Source organism: Sphingobium cyanobacteriorum (genome assembly GCF_030580935.1).
Taxonomy (GTDB): domain Bacteria; phylum Pseudomonadota; class Alphaproteobacteria; order Sphingomonadales; family Sphingomonadaceae; genus Sphingobium; species Sphingobium cyanobacteriorum.
The window spans coordinates 215,978-234,239 of record NZ_JAUQOM010000002.1; the positions used below are offsets into that span (position 1 = coordinate 215,978).

The following is an 18,262-nucleotide window of genomic DNA, read 5'->3' on the forward strand; positions in this document are numbered from 1 at the left end:
TCATGCCAGCGAAAGCTGGTATCTCTCTTCCTTCTGCAACGTCGAGAAGAATAGGGAGGTCCCAGCCTTCGCCGGGATGACGGAATGGATATATCGGCGATGACCGACTGGGTGCTGCGCCTGATCGATGCGGGCGGCTATTGGGGCATCGGCCTGCTGATGGTCCTGGAAAATGTCTTTCCGCCGATCCCGTCGGAACTCATCATGGGCATTGGTGGCATCCGCGTCGGGCAGGGGCGGATGGCGATGGAATGGCTGCTGGTCGCCGGCACGATCGGCACCACCATCGGCAATTATTTCTGGTATCTGGTCGGCCATATATTGGGCTTTGGCCGGTTGAAGCCGCTGGTCGACCGCTATGGCCGCTGGGCGACGCTGGAATGGCGCGATGTCGAGGCGCTGGACCGCTTGTTCGGCAAATACGGCCAGATCGTGGTTTTCGTGTTTCGCTTCATGCCGGCGCTGCGCACGATGATCTCGCTGCCCGCCGGCCTGTTCCGCATGGGCCATCTGCGCTTCCTCCTCTGGACTGCGGCGGGCGCGTTCGTATGGAATGTCATCCTGGCCTATGCCGGCTATGTGCTGGGGCAGAATTTCCGCGATATCGACCATTATGTCGGCCCGGCGGCGACCGCTTGCGTGGTTGGCGCAGTGATCCTCTATCTGTGGCGCCTGGCGACCTGGAAGCCCAAAGAGTAATTCACGCCCTGGGATGCGCGTTGCGATAAATGTCGAGAAGATGCGCGGCATCGACCTGGGTATAGATCTGCGTCGAGGACAGGCTGGCGTGGCCCAGCAGTTCCTGCAAACTACGCAGGTCAGCGCCGCGCCCCAGCAAGTGGGTTGCGAAACTGTGGCGCAGCGCGTGCGGCGTCGTCCGTTCCGACAGGCCCAGCCGGCCACGCGCGCCCTGTACAGCCCGGCGGATCAGCGCTGGCGACAGCGGCCCGCCGCGCGCGCCCCGGAACAGCGGTTCGTCACGCGCCGGCTGATAGGGGCATTGCGAGACATAGGCGTCGATTGCGCTGCGTACCTGGGGCAAAAGGGGCACGATCCTCGTCTTGCCGCGCTTGCCCGTGACGCGCAGCGTGTCGCCCAGCGGCATTATGTCACCTTGCAGCCCCATCGCTTCGCCGATGCGCAGCCCCGCGCCATAAAGCAGCAACAGTACCGCCCAGTCACGCGCGCCGATCCAGTCCTCCCGCGCGTTTTCAGCAATGTCCTGCGCCAGCGCCACCGCCTCGTCGGGGGAGACGGGGCGCGGTAGCCCGCGCTTGACCCGCGGCCCTTTCAGCAGCGGCACGCGGGCGTCCTCGCCCCCGACATATTTCAGAAAGCCGCGCACCGCCGACAGTTCACGCGCCGCCGACAGGTTGCCGATGCCATCCATCCGCCGACTGGTGAGGAAGGCGCGCAAGTCCGCCTGATCAATCCGGGCAAGCATGGTGGAGTCGATGGCTTCGCCCCGATGCTGTTCGAGGAAGGCGATCAGTCGCTCAGCGGTCGCAACATAGGCGCGCACGGTATGGACTGATCGCCGCCGGTCGAGAGCGAGATGCTGGCGCCAGCGTTCGGGGAGAAGGGCGGTCATGGCGGCAGACTAGCAGAGGACGGCTGGAGAGGACAGGTCGGACGGGGGAAGGGTGCCAAGGGGTTCCGCCTGACGGGGCGTGTCGTTCGTGGCCGCCTGCCCTTGAAATCCGCCCTGAAATGGGCACATGGGGTGCATGGCTACACCCTTCAATCCGGCCGATCTGCCGACCGGACTTCTCATGCCGCTCAGTCCCCTGGTGGCGCGCGTGCTGGCGCCCAATCCGTCGGCCTTCACCTATACGGGCACGCAGACTTATGTGGTCGGGGCGGAGGAGGTCGCGATTATCGATCCTGGCCCGGCGGACCATGATCATATCGCCGCGCTTCAGTCCGCTATCGCCGGACGCCCGGTGACGGCGATCCTGTGCACCCACACGCATCGCGACCATAGCCCTGCCGCACGGCCACTCGCGCAAGTGACCGGCGCGCCGGTCATCGGTTGTGCGCCGCTGACGCTGGAGGATGACGGGCCACGCGCGGACGCCGCGTTCGATGCCGACTATCGGCCCGACCGCGTGCTGGGCGATGGCGAACAGGTGACAGGCGCGGGCTGGATGCTGGAGGCGGTCGCGACGCCGGGGCACACATCCAATCATCTGTGCTTTGCCTTGCGCGAGGAGAAGGCACTGTTCACCGGCGACCATGTGATGGGCTGGTCGACCAGCGTGATCTCCCCACCCGATGGCGACATGCGTGCCTATATGCTGTCGATGCAGCGGCTGCTGGAGAGGGATGACGCGATCTATTATCCCGCCCATGGTGAGCCGATCGAGAACCCGCAACGGCTGGTGCGGGGCATGATGGGCCATCGCAAGCAGCGCGAGGGGCAGATATTGCGTTTCCTGGAGCGCAATGGCGACAGTGCGATTCCCGATATGGTGGCGGAAATGTACAAGGGCGTCGATCCGCGCCTCTATGGCGCGGCGGGGCGATCGGTGCTGGCGCACCTGATCGACCTGGACGGGCGGGGCATTGCGGCGCCCCTTGGGGATGGACGATGGGCGATGCGCTGAAGCGCCACGCGGGGTTGATCCTGGCCGCGCTGCTTATTTTGTGCATCGGTGCGGCGATGCTGGTCGGCTGGCAGCGCTATGATCGCGATTATGTCGTGACGGTCGAGGATGACGGGTCGGCCGTGACGAAGATTGTCGCGGAAAGCATTTCCGGCGGCAGCGATCTGCGCGTGTCACGGTTGAACGGCACCATCCAGAGTACGGCGCAGGATGTGCGCGGTTTTGGCTGGCTCAAGTCCGATCAGGTGGTGAAGATGCCCTATTCGGTCGATTATTTCATCGACATGGGTGCGTTGGACGCACGGGACATGGAGTGGAACGCGAAAACACGCACGCTGATCGTCAACGCCCCCGATGTGGCACCGGACAAACCCAATATCGATGAGGCGCGCCGGACGCTGGTACGCACCGGCGGCCTGTTCGTGACGCGCAAGGCGGCCGAGGAATTGAGCCGGAAGGTGTCCATCCATGCGCAACAACGGGCCGAGGCATCGGCCCGGTCGCCTGAACGCATGGCGCAGGCGCGTGAATATGGGCGTGCCGCGCTGGTGAAGTTGATGGCTGCGCCACTGGCTGCTGCCGGGCAGGGCAATGCGCGCGTGATCGTGACCTTTCCGGCGGAACGGCGCAGCAAGGACCAGTGGGACGTGACCACGCCGATCAATCAGGTGCTGGCCAACAAGCGACAGCAGCGCTAGGGCGCGGGCAAAGGGCCAGCCATGGGACCGAGGAGTATCAGGGTATGAACGCGATCACCGCCATTCCGCAGGGTGCCGACCTGCGCGCCGAAATCGATCGCCTCCGCAAGGAGCGCAACGCCGTTATCCTGGGTCATTATTACCAGTCACCCGAAATCCAGGACTTGTCCGATTTCGTCGGCGACAGCCTGGAACTGTCACGCAAGGCGGCAGAGACGGACGCCGACGTTATCGCTTTTTGCGGTGTGCGTTTCATGGCCGAGACGGCGAAGATCCTGTCACCGGACAAGATCGTGGTTCTGCCCGACATGGACGCCGGTTGCAGCCTGGAAGATAGCTGTCCGCCTGCCCAGTTCAAGGCATTCCGCGAGGCGCATCCCGACCATATCGCCTTGAGCTATATCAACTGTTCGACCGAGGTGAAGGCGCTGTCCGACGTCATCGTCACCTCATCATCGGCGGAAAAGATACTGGCGCAGATTCCCAAGGAGCAGAAGATCATCTTCGGTCCCGACAAGCATCTGGGCGGGTATCTGAAGCGCAAGTCGGGCCGCGACATGCTGCTGTGGCCGGGCGTGTGCATCGTGCATGAAGCGTTCAGTGAAACCGAATTGCTGAAATTGAAGGCGCAGCATCCGCAAGCGCCGGTCGCCGCGCATCCCGAATGCCCGCCCTATATTATCGACCATGCCGATTATGTCGGGTCGACCAGCGGTATCCTGGATTTCGCCAAGACGATGCCCGGCGATACGCTGATCGTGGCGACCGAACCGCACATCATCCACCAGATGGAGAAGGCGGTGCCGCACAAGCGCTTCATCGGCGCGCCGGGTGCGGACGGCAACTGCAACTGCAACATCTGCCCCTATATGGCGCTCAACACGATGGAGAAGCTGTATTTGTCGCTGCGTGATTTGCAGCCCCGCATCGAAATGGACGAGACGTTGCGGGTGGCAGCCAAGAAGAGCCTCGACCGGATGCTCGAAATGGCCAGCGGTACGGTGGGGCAGGGGGATGTCGGCCCGTTGCGTGCGCAATGACAAGATAGATCAATGTAAAATCATCAGCGCATCGGGGCGGTGGTGATCGGGACAAGTGATCAATGACGGCGTGCCGGGGCGCTGGCAGGATTTTCGGAGGTGGGGGAAGCCGTCCAGATCGGACTGACAAGCATATCATGAAATGGCCAGAATCGACCATTTCATGGGCATATATATATGCATGGAGGCAGCAATGGAGGCCCGCGCCAACTTGTAACCATTCTTCGCCGTCTCGCAAAGGCTGGACGTGATCCTGTCGCCGAGAGAGAAGGACCGGCGGGTAAGCCGGACCTTTCAGGATGCCGCCGAAACTTGCACGAGGAGCATGGCCGGAACATAGGTACATGCGCACGCATCGCGCTTCATCAATGCACTGACCGAACATGCCTGTCCCCATATTGGCGCGAAGTCCGTCGATCAAATTGACGCTTCCGCCATGCGCGATGCCTTGGGACCGATCTGGACCACGATGCCCGTAACGGCGGTGAAGGTGCGCCAGCGGATTGCAGCCGTCCTAAACTATTCGAACAGCGAAGGGTGGCATCCCGCAGAAGCGCCTTTGCTGTGACGACGCTGCGGAAGAAGTGCGGCAGTTTTTGTCAGAAATACAATGATAACGGAATGAATATGTCTATTCCTCCGCCTGGTTTTCAACTAGCGGTGTCCGCTGCCAGTGGGCGGCATGGGGAATTTATGACATTTGTTATCAAGGCGCGTGGTAGTCGCGTTCACCGTACTTCGCTGTTCGTATCGTCGGCTCTTGTCCTGACGCTGACGGCGCCCGGTGTGGTGCAGGCGGCCTGCGCACCCAATCCCCCCCGTGCCAGCGAGCGAACACTCTGTTCGGGCGTGGAGACGGCTCCACTCGTCATCCGTGAAGCAGGTTCGGACGTTCTGGTCGAACAGGATGCGACCCTTTCCGCCGCTGCCGCCAGTAGCATCCTCATCGCCCTGCCGGACGCACCCTATGACTGGATCGAGCCGGTCACGATCCAGATCGACGGCAGCGTCAACGGCGGAACGTCAAGCGCTATTGCGGTGGCCTCCTATGGCGATATCGGCTGGCTCAATGCGATCATCACCGTTTCCGCGACCGGCCGCATTTCGGGTCCGGCGGGGATAGATCTCGTCACGCCCTCCAGCATTTACCCCTATCCTAGTTTCAGGAGAACGGCGGTCCTGATAGACAATGGCGGCGTCATCGGCAGCAGCGCCGGGAGCCTTGCCTTGCACGGCAGCGACGATGGCCAGGCATTTTTCCAATCGATCCTCAACCGATCGACCGGCACGATCGGTGCCATTCAGGGCAGGGTGGGAACACTCACCAATGAAGGTCTGATCGACGGCGGCGTGTTGAGCGCCTTTTCAAAAGGGCCGGGACCAGCGCCCTATAACGGTTCAACCTCGATCACCAACAGCGGTACGATGCGTTCGAACGGATCGGCCGATACGCTTCGCCTTGGCCAGATCGACGCCGTCGACAATAGCGGCGATATTCTTGCGGAGGGATCGGGCCTTGCGATCAGTGGCGCCAACATTGCGATCTCGAATGGAGAGAATGGCAGAATCGTCGCTCATCAGACAGCCATCAGCGCTACCCAGTCTGTCCGCGTAAACAACAGGGGAACGATTTCCGGCGGCGGTGATGCGATCACGTCCGAAGGGGCGCTGATCCTGATCAACCAAGGTACGATCCTGGGCAATGTCCGCAGCGGCAATATCGGGTCGTTCATCATGAATATCGGCGGTACGATAGACGGCGATATCCTGTTGGGCAGCGACAACGATAGCTTCTTTGGCGACGTTGACAATGTCGACCAGCCGTTCGGGACGGTGACTGGCCGGGTTGATGCCGGCGACGGCAACGACACCCTGATCTTCAACTTCCGGGAAGACCGGGTGCTGGATCATGCGATCGCCTTGCCGGACACGTTCGAAGCACTCAGCCTGTGGGTCGGCGGCGGTGCGACCCTGACCTTTTCGCGAAGCTTCGCGTCCACCACCGCCGTGACATTAGCGAGCGCCGATTTCAGTTCATACAGAACCGACAATCGGTTCGTTCTCGCCGGTTCTCTCGACACGCAGGGCCCTGCACTGATCGAGGGAAACAATAACAGCAGCGGCTTCGTGGTGTCGCAGTCGGGGACCATCCTCGCCCATCTGACCGATCCAGACACCTATGCCGCCAGTTTCCGGGATGCGTCCCTGTTCGACAATAGCGGGACGATAACGGCTATCGGTGGCGGCGGCGTGGCCGGATCGTCCGCCCGCATCATCAATAGCGGAACGATCACGGCCGACGCCACCGCCGTCAGGGCATGGAGTGGAGTCGTCAACAGCGGCGCGATCCGATCCAGCCAGGGCATCGGCGCCGACATTTTCTACGGCATGTCGTCAAACAGCGGTGTGATCGAAGGCGCGACCGCAGGCGCGCGCGTGGTCCAGGGTACGCTCGTCAACGACGGCACGATCTCGTCCGCTGGCAACGGTGTGGAAATCGGCTGGCATGGAACGCTTTTCAATCGGGCTGGTGGTGTCATCACGGGCGGCACCGCAGGGATAGCCTCGCCTTCCGCCAATGCGGATGTCCAGCAGGTCTATGTCATCAATGCCGGCATCATCAACGGCGACGTGACCCTGGGCGGACGGCCCTATTCATATGGGTCCGGCAACGTCTTCGCGGCGCTTTCTGGCGGCATCGTAAACGGCGACATCCATCTTGGGTCCGGCTACGACATATTCGCCACTTCTCTCGTCAATAGCGGCCCCGGCGAGTTTGCCGGCCTGACGGGCCGTGTCAGCGGCAGCGGCGTCGCGACCCTCCGCTACCTCATCGACGCCGACACGATGACGACGCCCGCCCTCAAGGGCATTTTTTCGAATCTGTCCTATCAGCTTGCGAACGATGCGACGCTGACTCTGACCGGACCGAGCAGCATTGATCTGGGTTTCGCCGGATCAGGCAAGGTCGTGCTGGCCGGGGATTTTACGGGCGACACGGACGCCATATTGATCGACCTGACCGATCAGGCGATCAGGATCAACGGTGAAGACCAGGCGCCGGCCAACGCCATCGCGATGACCAACAACGGAACCATCACGGTCAGGGAAGGCCCCGGCAGCGGCGCCTCTTATGGCACCGCGATCATCGTGGGCGATGGCAACAGCTTCACCAATCATGGCACGGTCGACGTCCAGGTTGGCGAGAGCACATTCTATAATTTCCCCAGCGTCACCGCGATCGCTGCGGGAAGCGGTGCGGTCGTGAACCATGGCACGATCCTGCTTAGCGGGGCGACGGGCATTCGGGGCGACTTTGGCTTTGGCGCAGGGGCAATCATCCGGAATGCGGGCGTGATCGAGCAGGTCCGTGGCGGCGCCTGGTCGGCCGGGATCACTGGCGCGGGCACCGTCGTCAACTCAGGACGGATCGATACCGAAGGCAATGCCATATCCCTCAGGGCAGGGAGCTTTGTCACCAACAGCGGCATATTGCGTAGCAGTGCTGCGGAAGCCGTGCGCGGCAACGAATATTACGATGCATCTAAGCTCTGGAACCAGTCGGGCGCGCTGATTGCAGGCGGACCTGACGCCAGCGCGGTTCTCCTCAGCAGCGGCAGTATCCTCGCCAACGAAGGGACAATCGAGGGCGACGTGGTGATGCGCTACGATCCCTACGGCTTCCGTAACGATTATGGTCAAAGCATCTTCATAAGCCGCGGCGGCACGCTGAACGGCAATCTTACGCTGACGAAGAATGACGACATCGTCATCGCGCTGAACGGCATCACCGGAATCACGGGCAGCATCGACACGCTCACGGGCAATGACATGTTCGTCCGCGCCTATGACGAGACTGCGACCGTGACGCTGGATGCAGGGGCAACGCCGCCCGCAGGGTTCGAAGGGCTTGGCTTCGCCGCTTATGGCGCCGATACGGTTGTGACCCTGTCCGGCGAAAGGGCGCAGACTACGCCCTTGTTCCTGGCCGGCGACGGCACCATCGTGAACGCTATCGCCATGAACGAGACGGGCGCCACGGGTCTGACCTCCGTGACCCTGGGCAGCGCAGCCGACCCCACCAACAGCCTCGGCGCGGGATCGACGCTGACGTTCGTCAACCTCGCCACGCTGGCGCGTGGCGTTGCCGGCTATGCGCATGCGCTGGACAATCAGGGCGTGATAAACGGTTATGATCTCTATCAGCCGGTCGTCAAAATCCTGGCGAACGATGCGGCGGGCTTCAGCTTCCGTAACAGCGGGACGATCGCAAATGTCGATGCGCCTCAGGATGCGTTTGGCGGGATGGACTGGTATGCCGTCGCCATCGATCGGCTGGCAGAAATCGGCACGTCGGCTTATAACAGGTTCGACAATAGCGGCCAGATCGTCGGCGGTGTGCGCGTGACCGCCGACACCCGCAGCTTCAGCTTCGTCAATTCGGGGCGTATCGATGCGGCCAATCCCTATTTCGGGGCGGCTCTTCTGACGGTCGGCCCGCGCTATAATCTTGAATATCCCGGCAGCGCCAATGCCGACGACGCATCGATCGCGAACAGCGGCACGATGAATGGCACTTTGTCTGCAACAGTGTCGGCTTTGCGGGTGACGGTCGCGAACAGCGGCTCCATCAACGGGTATGTGAGGGTCTCTCAGCCCGGCCAGATCGATGGTTACGACCAGCAGGGCTACCCCGCCCAGACAAGTCAAGACAGCTTCAGCTTTGTCAACAGCGGCTCTATGTACGGTGCGACGCTGGACAGCGCCGCCATCGCCATGGACATTGCGAACAGCGGCACGATCACTCGGAACACGGTCTCGCATGTGGGGACGGCATTGGCGATCACGGCGCAATCCGCCGCTGATCGTGCGATCCGTATCATGAATGAAGGAGCGATCGTCGGGAAAGGGATAATGACCTCCGCCCTTACACTCGATGCGTATGGCTGGGCAGCGGAAGAGAGCGGGCGCGTTCCGCCCGACAGCGTCATCAGCCTGACCAATAGGGGTATCATCAGCGCGGACAGCGGTGCCGGCTATTCGGCAGCGATCAATGATGCCAATCCTGCGCTGCTGACGGGCGTAACGGCGGTCGGCATCATGGCGCCCGGCGACGGCGCGAGTGATGTGACGATTGTCAATGCCGCCGGCGCGACCATCTCGGCTAACGGAGCGACCTCCTATGCCTGGCGCTATTGGGAACCGGACGATGCGCCGCGAATCGTGCCCGAAACCTATGCCACAACCGGGTCGCTCGCGGTGGGCGTGCTGGCAGACCGGGTATCTCTGGACAATGCGGGCACGATCCGTGGCCTTGCCGGCGGGATGATCGGGGCCGATACCGAGGTGGCCTTGGGCGATAACGCACTGGACCTGTCAGGTCGCTTCCTTGCGGGCGCGGTGCAGACCTTCCATTCGGCAGACACCGTCGTCAACCGGTCAACCGGCGTCATCATCGGGTCGATCGATCTGGGCGAGATGGACGACAAGCTGATCAACGCCGGCACGATCGATGGCGGCATCTTTCTGGGAAGCGGCAATGATAGCATGACGCACGCCATCGGCGGGACACTGACCGGTATCGTCGACGGGGGCGAGGGAACCGACAAGGTCGTCATCGACATCACGGGCGGCGGCTTGCTCGGCAACGCGCTGATTGCGCGTTTCGTCAATTTCGAAAGCAAGATCGTCAGCGGATCGGGCACGGTCACGACTGACGGACCCTTCTTGGATGATACGCTGTTCCTGCGTGACACGGCCCTGGAACTCGGTGCAGGACAGACATTGCAGACCGCCGGGCCGGTAGCCGTGACCTTTGCCGGAGGGAGCAACCTTCTGGTGAACAACGGCACGATCGTCGGCGGGCTGGATCTGGCCAATGGTCAGAACCAGGTAGTGAATGCCGGCGTGATCACGGGCGGCATCCGGTTCGGGCAGGACAGTCATATGACCAGTCTGGCCAATTCGGTGATTTCCGGCACGATCGATGTCTCACAGGGCGCCGTCTTCGGGTCGGCAGGCACCGTTAACGGTGCGATCAACGTCGGCGGCACGCTGGCGCCCGGCGCGTCGCTTGGCACGATGACCGTCAATGGCAATGTGACATTGCATGCCGGATCGAACGCCCTGTTCCAATTCACGCCGACGGCCAGCGATGCGCTGGTGATCAACGGGTCGCTCACGATCGCGGAGGGCGCCACGCTGACGCTGACCGGCAACCGGCCATTGACGCCGGGTGTCTATACGATCGTCAGCGCGAGTGACGGCATAAACGGCAGCTTTGGAACCAATGTCATGCGTGGTGACGCCATCGAGGGTGTTTTGACTTTCGGAGCCAAAGCGATTCGGTTGACCGGCCTGTTCCAGTTGAAGAACGGTGCGACAGCCCAGGTGGAACAGACCAAGGACTATCTCAACACGCTTCTGCTGGGCGGTAAAGCGACCCCTGCCATCGTCACCGCGTTTCCGGGCATGGTGGATGCAGACGGCTATGCCAGCCCCGCTATACTCTCGACGCTCAGCCCGGAAGCCTATGCTTCGGCAGCGCAGATCGGAATCGAGAATGGCCTGGCCATAAGCGGCGCATTGCGCTCCGTCCGGATGGGGGGGCTTCGCGATGAAGGCGGGCTGTTCGCATTCGGCCAGGCCTATGGCAACTGGCGCGTATTTGATGCGGACCGCCGCGGCGTGGGTCAGGCCGACGTGGACAGCAGCGGCTATCTGGGCGGCGTGGGCTATGGCAACAGCACGGTGGGTGCTGCCCTGTTCGTTGGGAGAAGCGAGGGCAAGCAGCGTCTGGGCAGCATCGGAGCGCGCAACGATGCCGACGGCATGTTTTTCGGCGGCCGGGTGCATTACGCAAGTGGCGGCCTCTCGGCCGGCGCGACGATCCTCTTCGACCGATCCGAGATCGACACCGTACGTAATCCGGCGGCCGGCGGCACTGCACGCAGCCATTATGACATGCACGGCATGACGATCGACGGTTGGATCCGCTATGGCTTCGAGATTCAAAGTGGCTGGCGACTGGGGCCGCAACTTGGCCTTACCCATGTCAGCATCAGTCGCGACGCATTGCGCGAAACCGGCGGTGGAGCCTTCGCGCTCGACATCAGCAAGCAGAAATATGGTGCTACTTTTCTTAGCGCCGACTTAAAGCTTGAAGCGCCGGGCGAGGAAAGCCTGCGACCCTGGACTGCGATCGGTTTCCGTTACACGCTGGATAGCGACGCGATCAGCGCGACGGGCACCTTGCTCGGCACCGACACGGCCTATGCCGTCGCCGGCGCGGAACGGAAAAAGACGCTGCCCCATGCCGGCGGAGGCGTGGACATGGCGATCTCGACCAGCGTTTCACTGTTCATCAATGGTGATGTCGAGTTTTCTGGTCGCAATGGCCAGCACCATGTGAATGGCGGGATTACTTTCCGCTTTTGATTAGGCCGTAGTCTCATAAGCGCGGAGCCACAGGCGCATTGATGCAAGCTGGACCATGGAGAGGAGGTTCCCGGCCAGTTCCGATTGGATTGCGCCGGGATGTTGGGCGGCAATGGCTCGATCACGCGCCACTCGAAGTCGGTCAGGTCGTATCGGCTCATGTCGACGCTGAAGCAGGCAATCATCACAATCTGGGACTCGACTCTAAGCCTGACAGCGCATTTGGGGGGGGGGACTTAATCCCTCATCCGTCAATTTTGCCCCGGCTGGCCTTGCAGAGGCGATCTGGCCTGCCCTGACGGTGATCGGGCCAGGCAGGCATGCGATATGATGTGGAGGGCGACCTTGCGCCCGATGGCCGATATGGAAATGCCCAACAAGACGATGAAGTCGATGAGCGGTCATTCGAAGGATGACGAGATGGCGCGCTACACGGAAATGGCCAATCAGGCGAAGCTTGCAGATGCCGCTGTGTCGCGACTGGTCGCGTGGGAAATGTCCAACCCGGTTCCAGGGTTAGGCGGCAATGACAAGGAAAGTCTGAAAATGCCTGATAAAATTCAGACTATGGAGGCCCGAGCCGGAATCGAACCGGCGTGCAAGGATTTGCAGTCCTCTGCGTCACCACTCCGCCATCGGGCCTCGGTGTGGGACGCCGCAAATGTGCGGCTTTGGGTCTAAAGTCAAGCAGGCTATCGATGGTCGGACGCAAGAATCTTGGGTGTGTCCGCGCAAAGCCGCTTGGCGCGGGGCGTGCGCTGATTTAGAGGTCCGATGATCCCTTTACTGTATTGCATTGCCAATACAGTTGTGCCAAGCCCACCGGACCAGCGAGGAACTATCGTGACCGAGCAGAATTTCTCTTCGATGCGGGCCGCCATGGTCGAAAGCCAGTTGCGCACCAGCGACGTGGACGACCAGCGTGTCATCGCGGTGATGGCCAAGGTGCCGCGCGAGAATTTCGTGCCTGTCGAGCGACGCGCCATGGCCTATGTCGATCGTCCCATCCCGCTGAGCGCCGGCCGCGCGCTCAACCCGCCGCTGGTGACGGGCCGTTTGCTCAAAGAAGCGCAGGTCGAGCCGGGCGACAAGGTGCTGCTGATCGGTGCGGCGACCGGCTATGCCGCTGCCCTGCTGGTCGCGCTGGGCGCGCAGGTAACGGCGGTCGAGGAAGAGGGCGGCCCTGATATTGCCGTTCCGGGCACGACCGTCACGCGCGGCCCGCTGAACGCCGGGGCACCGGCAGGGGCGCCCTATGATCTTCTGTTCATCGATGGCGCGGTGGAGGAAGTGCCAGCCGCGCTCGTTCAGCAGCTTGGTGAGGATGCGCGCGTCGTAACCGGGATCATCGATCGCGGCGTGACGCGGCTCAGCAGCGGCCGGGTGGTTGGTGGCCTGCTGGGGCTGAGCAGCCTCAGCGACATGGAAATGGTGGTGCTGCCCGGTTTCGGCGCGCCCAAGGCATTTACTTTCTGACAGGGGCATGCGGGGGACGATGACAGGCAAGCGCATTCATGAACGGCATCGTGCCGCAGCCGCTTTGCTGTTGCTGACCTCCGCCCTGACCGGGGCATCCGCGCAGGCCGAAACGTTGCAAGGGGCGCTGGCGAAAGCCTATGCATCCAACCCGACACTGACCGGCGCGCGTGCCGGCCAGCGTGCGACCGACGAGGGCGTGCCGATCCAGAAGGCCGGTGGCCGGCCTGGACTGGACGTGACCGGCAGCTACACCGAAAGCATTCTCAAGCCGACGATCAGCTTCACCTCGCCCCAGCGCACGATCAATGCGCAGGCGACGCTGAACGTGCCGGTCTATAATGGCGGCGCGGTGCGCAACGGGATCAAGGCGGCCAATATCCGGGTCGAAGCCGGGCGGGCGTCGCTGCGCGGCACCGAGGCCAGCGTTTTTTCCCAGACCGTCGCCGCCTATATGGACGTGATCCGCGACAGTGCGATCGTGGCGCTCAACCGTGCCAATGTGAAGGTGCTGGAGGTCAATCTCCAGGCGACGAACGACCGTTTCGAGGTGGGCGACCTGACACGCACCGATGTCGCCCAGTCGCAGTCGCGGCTGGCGCTGGCGCAGTCCGATCTGCAGAGGGCGCAGGCGAACCTGATCACCAGTCGCGAAAATTATATCGCGCTGGTGGGCGAGGCGCCGGACAATCTGGAGCCGCCGCCGCAACTGCCCGGCCTGCCTGCCGACCCCGATGCAGCCGTGCGCGTGGCGCTCAACGACAATCCTGACATTGCGGCGGCGAAGAAGCTGCGCGAGGCGCGGCGCTATGATGTGAAGGCCGCGAAGGGCGCGGTGATGCCTACCGTATCGGCCTTCACCCAGGCGGGCTACACCAACTATCTCCACTCGCTCAACAGCAGTGCGCAGGATGCCAACGGCAACATCGTCGAAGGGCCGCAGATCAACAAGCAGGCGGCGGCGGGCGTTCAGATCTCGATTCCGCTCTATCAGGGTGGCCGTCCGGCGGCGCAGGTGCGGCAGAACCAGGCGCTCGAATCGCAGGCGATCGAGCAGGAGATCGAGGCCGAGCGCGGCGTGATCGCCCAGACCCGCGCGGCTTATGCCAGTTGGCAGGCGTCGCTCCAGACGATCGAATCGAGCCAGAAGGCCGTCGATGCTGCCAGCCTGTCGCTGGAGGGCGTGCGTGCGGAAAATTCGGTCGGCAGTCGCACTATCCTGGACATTCTGAATGCCGAGCAGGAATCGCTGATCGCACGGGTCGAGCTGGTGTCGGCGCGGCGCAATGCCTATGTCGCCGGATTCACTCTGCTGGCGGCGATGGGCCATGCCGAGGCGGACGATCTGGGGCTGGCCAGTGGCGCGCTGTATGATCCCGTGGTCAATTATGACCGGGTGAAGGGCAAATGGTTCGACTGGGACTTCGATTCCGCGGCGCAGCCGGTAGCGACACGCACCGTTGACACGCCGGCGCAAAACGCCAATGTCGATGCGGCATCCGCGCAGCAGCCTTAACCGCTTGTTAACCCGGTCGGGTAATCTTAAAGGCTAAGGGTGTGCAATGCGGGTTGGACGGGGACTATCCATGGGTGACATGACCAAGGAACCCTCGATGGAAGAGATACTCTCGTCCATCAAGCGGATCATCGCCGAAGAAGGCGAGGAAGCGGTGCAGGCGGCTCCACGCCGGTTGCGCGGGGAGGCAAAGGCCACCGCGCTGCCGCCGCTCGATCCGGTCCCCATGGCTGAAACGCCGATCGACGAAGTGTTGGAACTGACCGACGAGATTGCGGAGGAAGAAGCCGTGCCCGCCCCCAAAGCTGCGCCCAAAACCGCGCCTGCTGCCCGGACGATCGCCGACGAATCGATCCTGTCGGTCGAAAGCGAAGTCGCCGCGCGCCATTCGCTTTCGGCGCTGTCCTCCATGCTGGTGACGCCCAAGGATGGCGGCGACAATACGCTCGACGGACTGGTCCGATCGATGCTTAAGCCTATGCTCAAGGACTGGCTGGACCAGCGTTTGCCTGCGCTGGTCGAGGAGATGGTAGCCAAGGAAATCGCGCGCATCACCGGCCGCTGAGGCCGCTCTTGCGGCCGCTCCCGTGGCGGCCTAGACCCCTTGCATCCTGACGACGCCGTGGCTGCTTGCCGCGCACGTCGCTGTCCGATCCAAGGGTGATTTTCATGAAGATGTTCCTGTTTGGCGCAGTCGGTGCGATGGCTCTGGCCACGGCACCCGCGCTTGCCCGCCCCTTCACCCCCGCCGATATGGTGGCGCTGGACCGTGTCTCCGCGCCGGTGGTATCGCCGGACGGCCAATGGCTGGCCTATCAATTGCGCAGCACCGACCTGGCGACGAACAAGGGGCGGATGGACCTCTATCTGCTCGACATCGGCAAGGCGGGGCAGGCGCCGCGCCTGATCGCGTCCCGGCCCGACAAGAATGAAAGCGCCCCTGCCTTTTCGCCCGATGGTTCCGCGCTCTACTTTCAGTCGGACGCCAGCGGCGACGACCAGTTATGGCGCGTGGCGCTGGACGGCGGCGATCCGGTGCAGGTCAGCAAGGCGCCGGGCGGCATTGCCGGTTTCCTGCTCAGTCCCGATGGTAGCCAGGTCGCGCTCTGGGCCGATCGCCCGGTCGGTGCCAGGATGATCGACGATGTGAAACCCGCTGCGCCCAAGGATGCCGGGTCAGGGCGCGTATATGATCAGTTATTCGTGCGCCATTGGGACAGTTGGGCGGATGGCCAGCGATCGCAGATTTTCGTCATGCCGGTCGCGGGCGGCCCGGCCGTGTCGGTGATGGGCGCGCTGGTCGGCGACAGTCCCTCCAAACCCTTTGGCGGCACGGAGGAGATTGCGTGGAGCAAGGATGGCAGGACGCTGTTCTTCGCGCTGCGCGAGGCCGGACGGATCGAGCCGCTGTCGACCAATCTCGACATTTTTGCCGTGCCAGCGGATGGCAGCGCCGCGCCGGTCAACCTGACTGATGCCAATGACGCGACCGATACGCTGCCCACCGTGTCGCCCGATGGTCAATGGCTCGCCTATGTCGCGATGAAGCGGCCAGGCTATGAAGCCGACCGCCAGGTGCTGATGCTGCGCAACATCGCGACCGGCGCGACGAGGGCGTTGACCGAGGGCTGGGATCGGTCCGTGGCGTCGATCGCCTGGGAGGCGAACGGCAAGGGGCTGCTGGTCACCGCCAATGACGTGCTCGACAATCCGGTGTTCCGGGTCGATGTGGCATCGGGCAGGGTGACACGGCTGACAGGGAAGGGCCATGCGGCCAGCGTCGTGCCGCTGCCCAGGGGCGGCTTCGTCTATGCGCTGGACTCCATCCAGTCGCCCGCCGATTTCTGGAAGATGCCCGCCAAGGGCCAGCCGATCCGGCTTACCCAGGTAAACGCGGCGAAACTGGCAGGCGTGGATGATGTGTCGGTGGAACGGTTCAGCTTCAAGGGTGCCAATGGCGACACCGTCTGGGGGCAGATCGTCAAGCCGCTCAACCCGTCCGCCAGCGGCACGGTGAACAAACTGCCGGTCGCCTTTCTGGTCCATGGCGGGCCGCAGGGCAGTTTCAGCGATTCATGGTCTTACCGCTGGAATCCCAAGGCGTTCGCCGCCCATGGCTATGCGGCGGTGATCGTCGATTTCCACGGGAGCACCGGCTATGGCCAGGCTTTTACCGACGCCATCAACAAGGATTGGGGCGGCAAGCCGCTGGAAGACCTGAAACTGGGGCTTGCCGCCGCCGCGGCCAAGGACGCTGCGGTCGATGCCGGCAATGCCTGCGCGCTGGGGGCCAGCTATGGCGGCTATATGATGAACTGGATCGCGGGGCAGTGGCCCGATGCGTTCAAATGCCTGGTCCAGCATGACGGCGTGTTCGACGCGCGCGCCATGGCCTATGAAACAGAGGAACTGTGGTTCGACGAATGGGAGCATGGCGGCCCCTATCATGAGGCTCCGCAAGAGTTCGAGAAATGGAACCCGGTCAACCATGTGACGGCATGGAAAACACCGATGCTGGTGGTGACGGGCGAAAAGGACTTCCGCATTCCCTACACGCAGGGGCTGGCCGCGTTCACCGCGCTCCAGCGGCGGGGCGTGCCGTCGAAACTGCTGGTGTTCCCGGACGAGAATCATTGGGTGCTGAAGCCGAAAAACTCGCTGCAATGGTATGGCGAGGCGCTGGGCTGGCTGGATAAGTGGACAGCGAAGTGAACAGCTGAATCAGGGTGGCGATGGTGCCGCCGGGCGGTTTGGGAGAACGACATGTCGACGGTGCTGATCGCGGCGGTGGCCTTTGTGGGCACTCATTTCCTTCTGTCCCACCCGCTGCGCGGCCCGATTGTCGCGCGGGTGGGGGAGAAGGCGTTTCTGGGCCTCTATTCGCTGGTTGCCTTTGCGACCCTGGGCTGGCTGGTCATGGCATATCGTTACGAATCCGTAACGAATATGGTCTGGAGCGTGGGCGATGGGTTATGGGCGCTGGCGAGTGCGATCATGCTGCTGGCGGCGATCCTGCTGATGGGGTCGTTCGTCGGCAATCCGGCCATGCCGGACCCCGAAGGGCAGATGGGCGCGCCAGCCGAAGCGAAGGGCGTGTTCGCCATCACCCGCCATCCGATGATGTGGTCCTTCGCGCTTTGGAGCGTCAGCCATATCCTGGTCTATCCGGTGGCCAAGAATATCATTGTCGCGCTGGCGATCCTGATCCTGGCGCTGGTCGGCGCAGCCTTGCAGGATCGCAAGAAGGAAGCGCTACAGCCGGAGATGTGGCGGCAATGGGAGGCGCGGACCAGTTACTGGCCGTTCGCCGCGATCGCCGCCGGTCGCGCGCGGTTCGGCCGGTTCGGGATACATGCGCTGGCCGGCGGCCTGGTCGTCTGGCTGGTCGCTACATGGGCGCATATGCCGCTGGCCGGATGGGATGCAGGCATCTGGCGCTGGATTGGGTGATAGTTTCGCTGGAATGGAGCGGTAAGGCCGATTAAGGGC

The 18,262-nt window shown here is 62.9% G+C and carries 11 protein-coding genes, 1 tRNA gene and 2 pseudogenes; 11 read left to right on the forward strand and 3 right to left on the reverse strand.

Annotation, left to right across the window (positions count from 1 at the left end; translation table 11 throughout):
- Positions 1-99 precede the first annotated feature (99 nt).
- The gene (locus Q4610_RS05960; RefSeq protein WP_304535081.1) at positions 100-699 is read left to right on the forward strand and encodes a DedA family protein; all 600 of its coding nucleotides are present in this window, start codon (positions 100-102) and stop codon (positions 697-699) included.
- Between the two features lies 1 nt (position 700).
- Here Q4610_RS05960 and Q4610_RS05965 read toward each other — a convergent pair whose 3' ends face one another.
- Positions 701-1,591, reverse strand: coding sequence for a tyrosine recombinase XerC (locus tag Q4610_RS05965; RefSeq protein ID WP_304535082.1), 891 nt, complete (start codon positions 1,589-1,591; stop codon positions 701-703).
- A gap of 136 nt (positions 1,592-1,727) precedes the next feature.
- Here Q4610_RS05965 and Q4610_RS05970 point away from each other — a divergent pair, with 136 nt between their 5' ends.
- From Q4610_RS05970 to Q4610_RS05990, 5 genes and pseudogenes are all read left to right on the forward strand, one after another.
- Positions 1,728-2,606: an MBL fold metallo-hydrolase gene (locus tag Q4610_RS05970; RefSeq protein ID WP_304535083.1), complete on the forward strand. Its 879-nt coding sequence runs from the start codon at positions 1,728-1,730 to the stop codon at positions 2,604-2,606.
- Positions 2,591-3,304: a DUF4230 domain-containing protein gene (locus Q4610_RS05975; RefSeq protein WP_304535084.1), complete on the forward strand. Its 714-nt coding sequence runs from the start codon at positions 2,591-2,593 to the stop codon at positions 3,302-3,304. Before Q4610_RS05970 ends, Q4610_RS05975 begins: the two co-directional genes overlap by 16 nt.
- A 44-nt stretch (positions 3,305-3,348) precedes the next feature.
- Positions 3,349-4,344 (forward strand): quinolinate synthase NadA, encoded by a 996-nt coding sequence (nadA, locus tag Q4610_RS05980; RefSeq protein WP_304535085.1) that lies wholly within the window; start codon positions 3,349-3,351, stop codon positions 4,342-4,344.
- Positions 4,345-4,702: 358 nt separating this feature from the next.
- Positions 4,703-4,912, forward strand: a pseudogene (locus tag Q4610_RS21770) (phage integrase central domain-containing protein); the annotation flags it as partial.
- 125 nt (positions 4,913-5,037) lie between these two features.
- A complete protein-coding gene (locus Q4610_RS05990; protein WP_304535087.1) occupies positions 5,038-11,781 on the forward strand; it encodes a hypothetical protein in 6,744 nt (2,247 codons plus the stop codon).
- Here Q4610_RS05990 and Q4610_RS05995 read toward each other — a convergent pair.
- A pseudogene (locus tag Q4610_RS05995) lies at positions 11,782-11,862 on the reverse strand (IS5/IS1182 family transposase); the annotation flags it as partial.
- Between the two features lie 487 nt (positions 11,863-12,349).
- Positions 12,350-12,423, reverse strand: a tRNA-Cys gene (locus tag Q4610_RS06000).
- 201 nt (positions 12,424-12,624) lie between these two features.
- On the opposite strand from Q4610_RS06000, the gene Q4610_RS06005 reads away from it, so the two are divergent.
- The 5 genes from Q4610_RS06005 to Q4610_RS06025 all read left to right on the forward strand — a co-directional run bounded on the left by Q4610_RS06005 (position 12,625) and on the right by Q4610_RS06025 (position 18,223).
- A complete protein-coding gene (locus tag Q4610_RS06005; RefSeq protein WP_304535088.1) occupies positions 12,625-13,257 on the forward strand; it encodes a protein-L-isoaspartate O-methyltransferase family protein in 633 nt (210 codons plus the stop codon).
- A 19-nt stretch (positions 13,258-13,276) separates the two neighbouring features.
- On the forward strand, positions 13,277-14,773 hold the full coding sequence (locus tag Q4610_RS06010; RefSeq protein ID WP_304535089.1) for a TolC family outer membrane protein: 1,497 nt from the start codon (positions 13,277-13,279) through the stop codon (positions 14,771-14,773).
- A gap of 70 nt (positions 14,774-14,843) precedes the next feature.
- Positions 14,844-15,338, forward strand: coding sequence for a DUF2497 domain-containing protein (locus Q4610_RS06015; RefSeq protein ID WP_304535090.1), 495 nt, complete (start codon positions 14,844-14,846; stop codon positions 15,336-15,338).
- 104 nt (positions 15,339-15,442) lie between these two features.
- Positions 15,443-17,485 (forward strand): S9 family peptidase, encoded by a 2,043-nt coding sequence (locus tag Q4610_RS06020; protein WP_304535091.1) that lies wholly within the window; start codon positions 15,443-15,445, stop codon positions 17,483-17,485.
- Between the two features lie 51 nt (positions 17,486-17,536).
- Positions 17,537-18,223 (forward strand): NnrU family protein, encoded by a 687-nt coding sequence (locus tag Q4610_RS06025; protein ID WP_304535092.1) that lies wholly within the window; start codon positions 17,537-17,539, stop codon positions 18,221-18,223.
- Positions 18,224-18,262 lie beyond the last annotated feature (39 nt).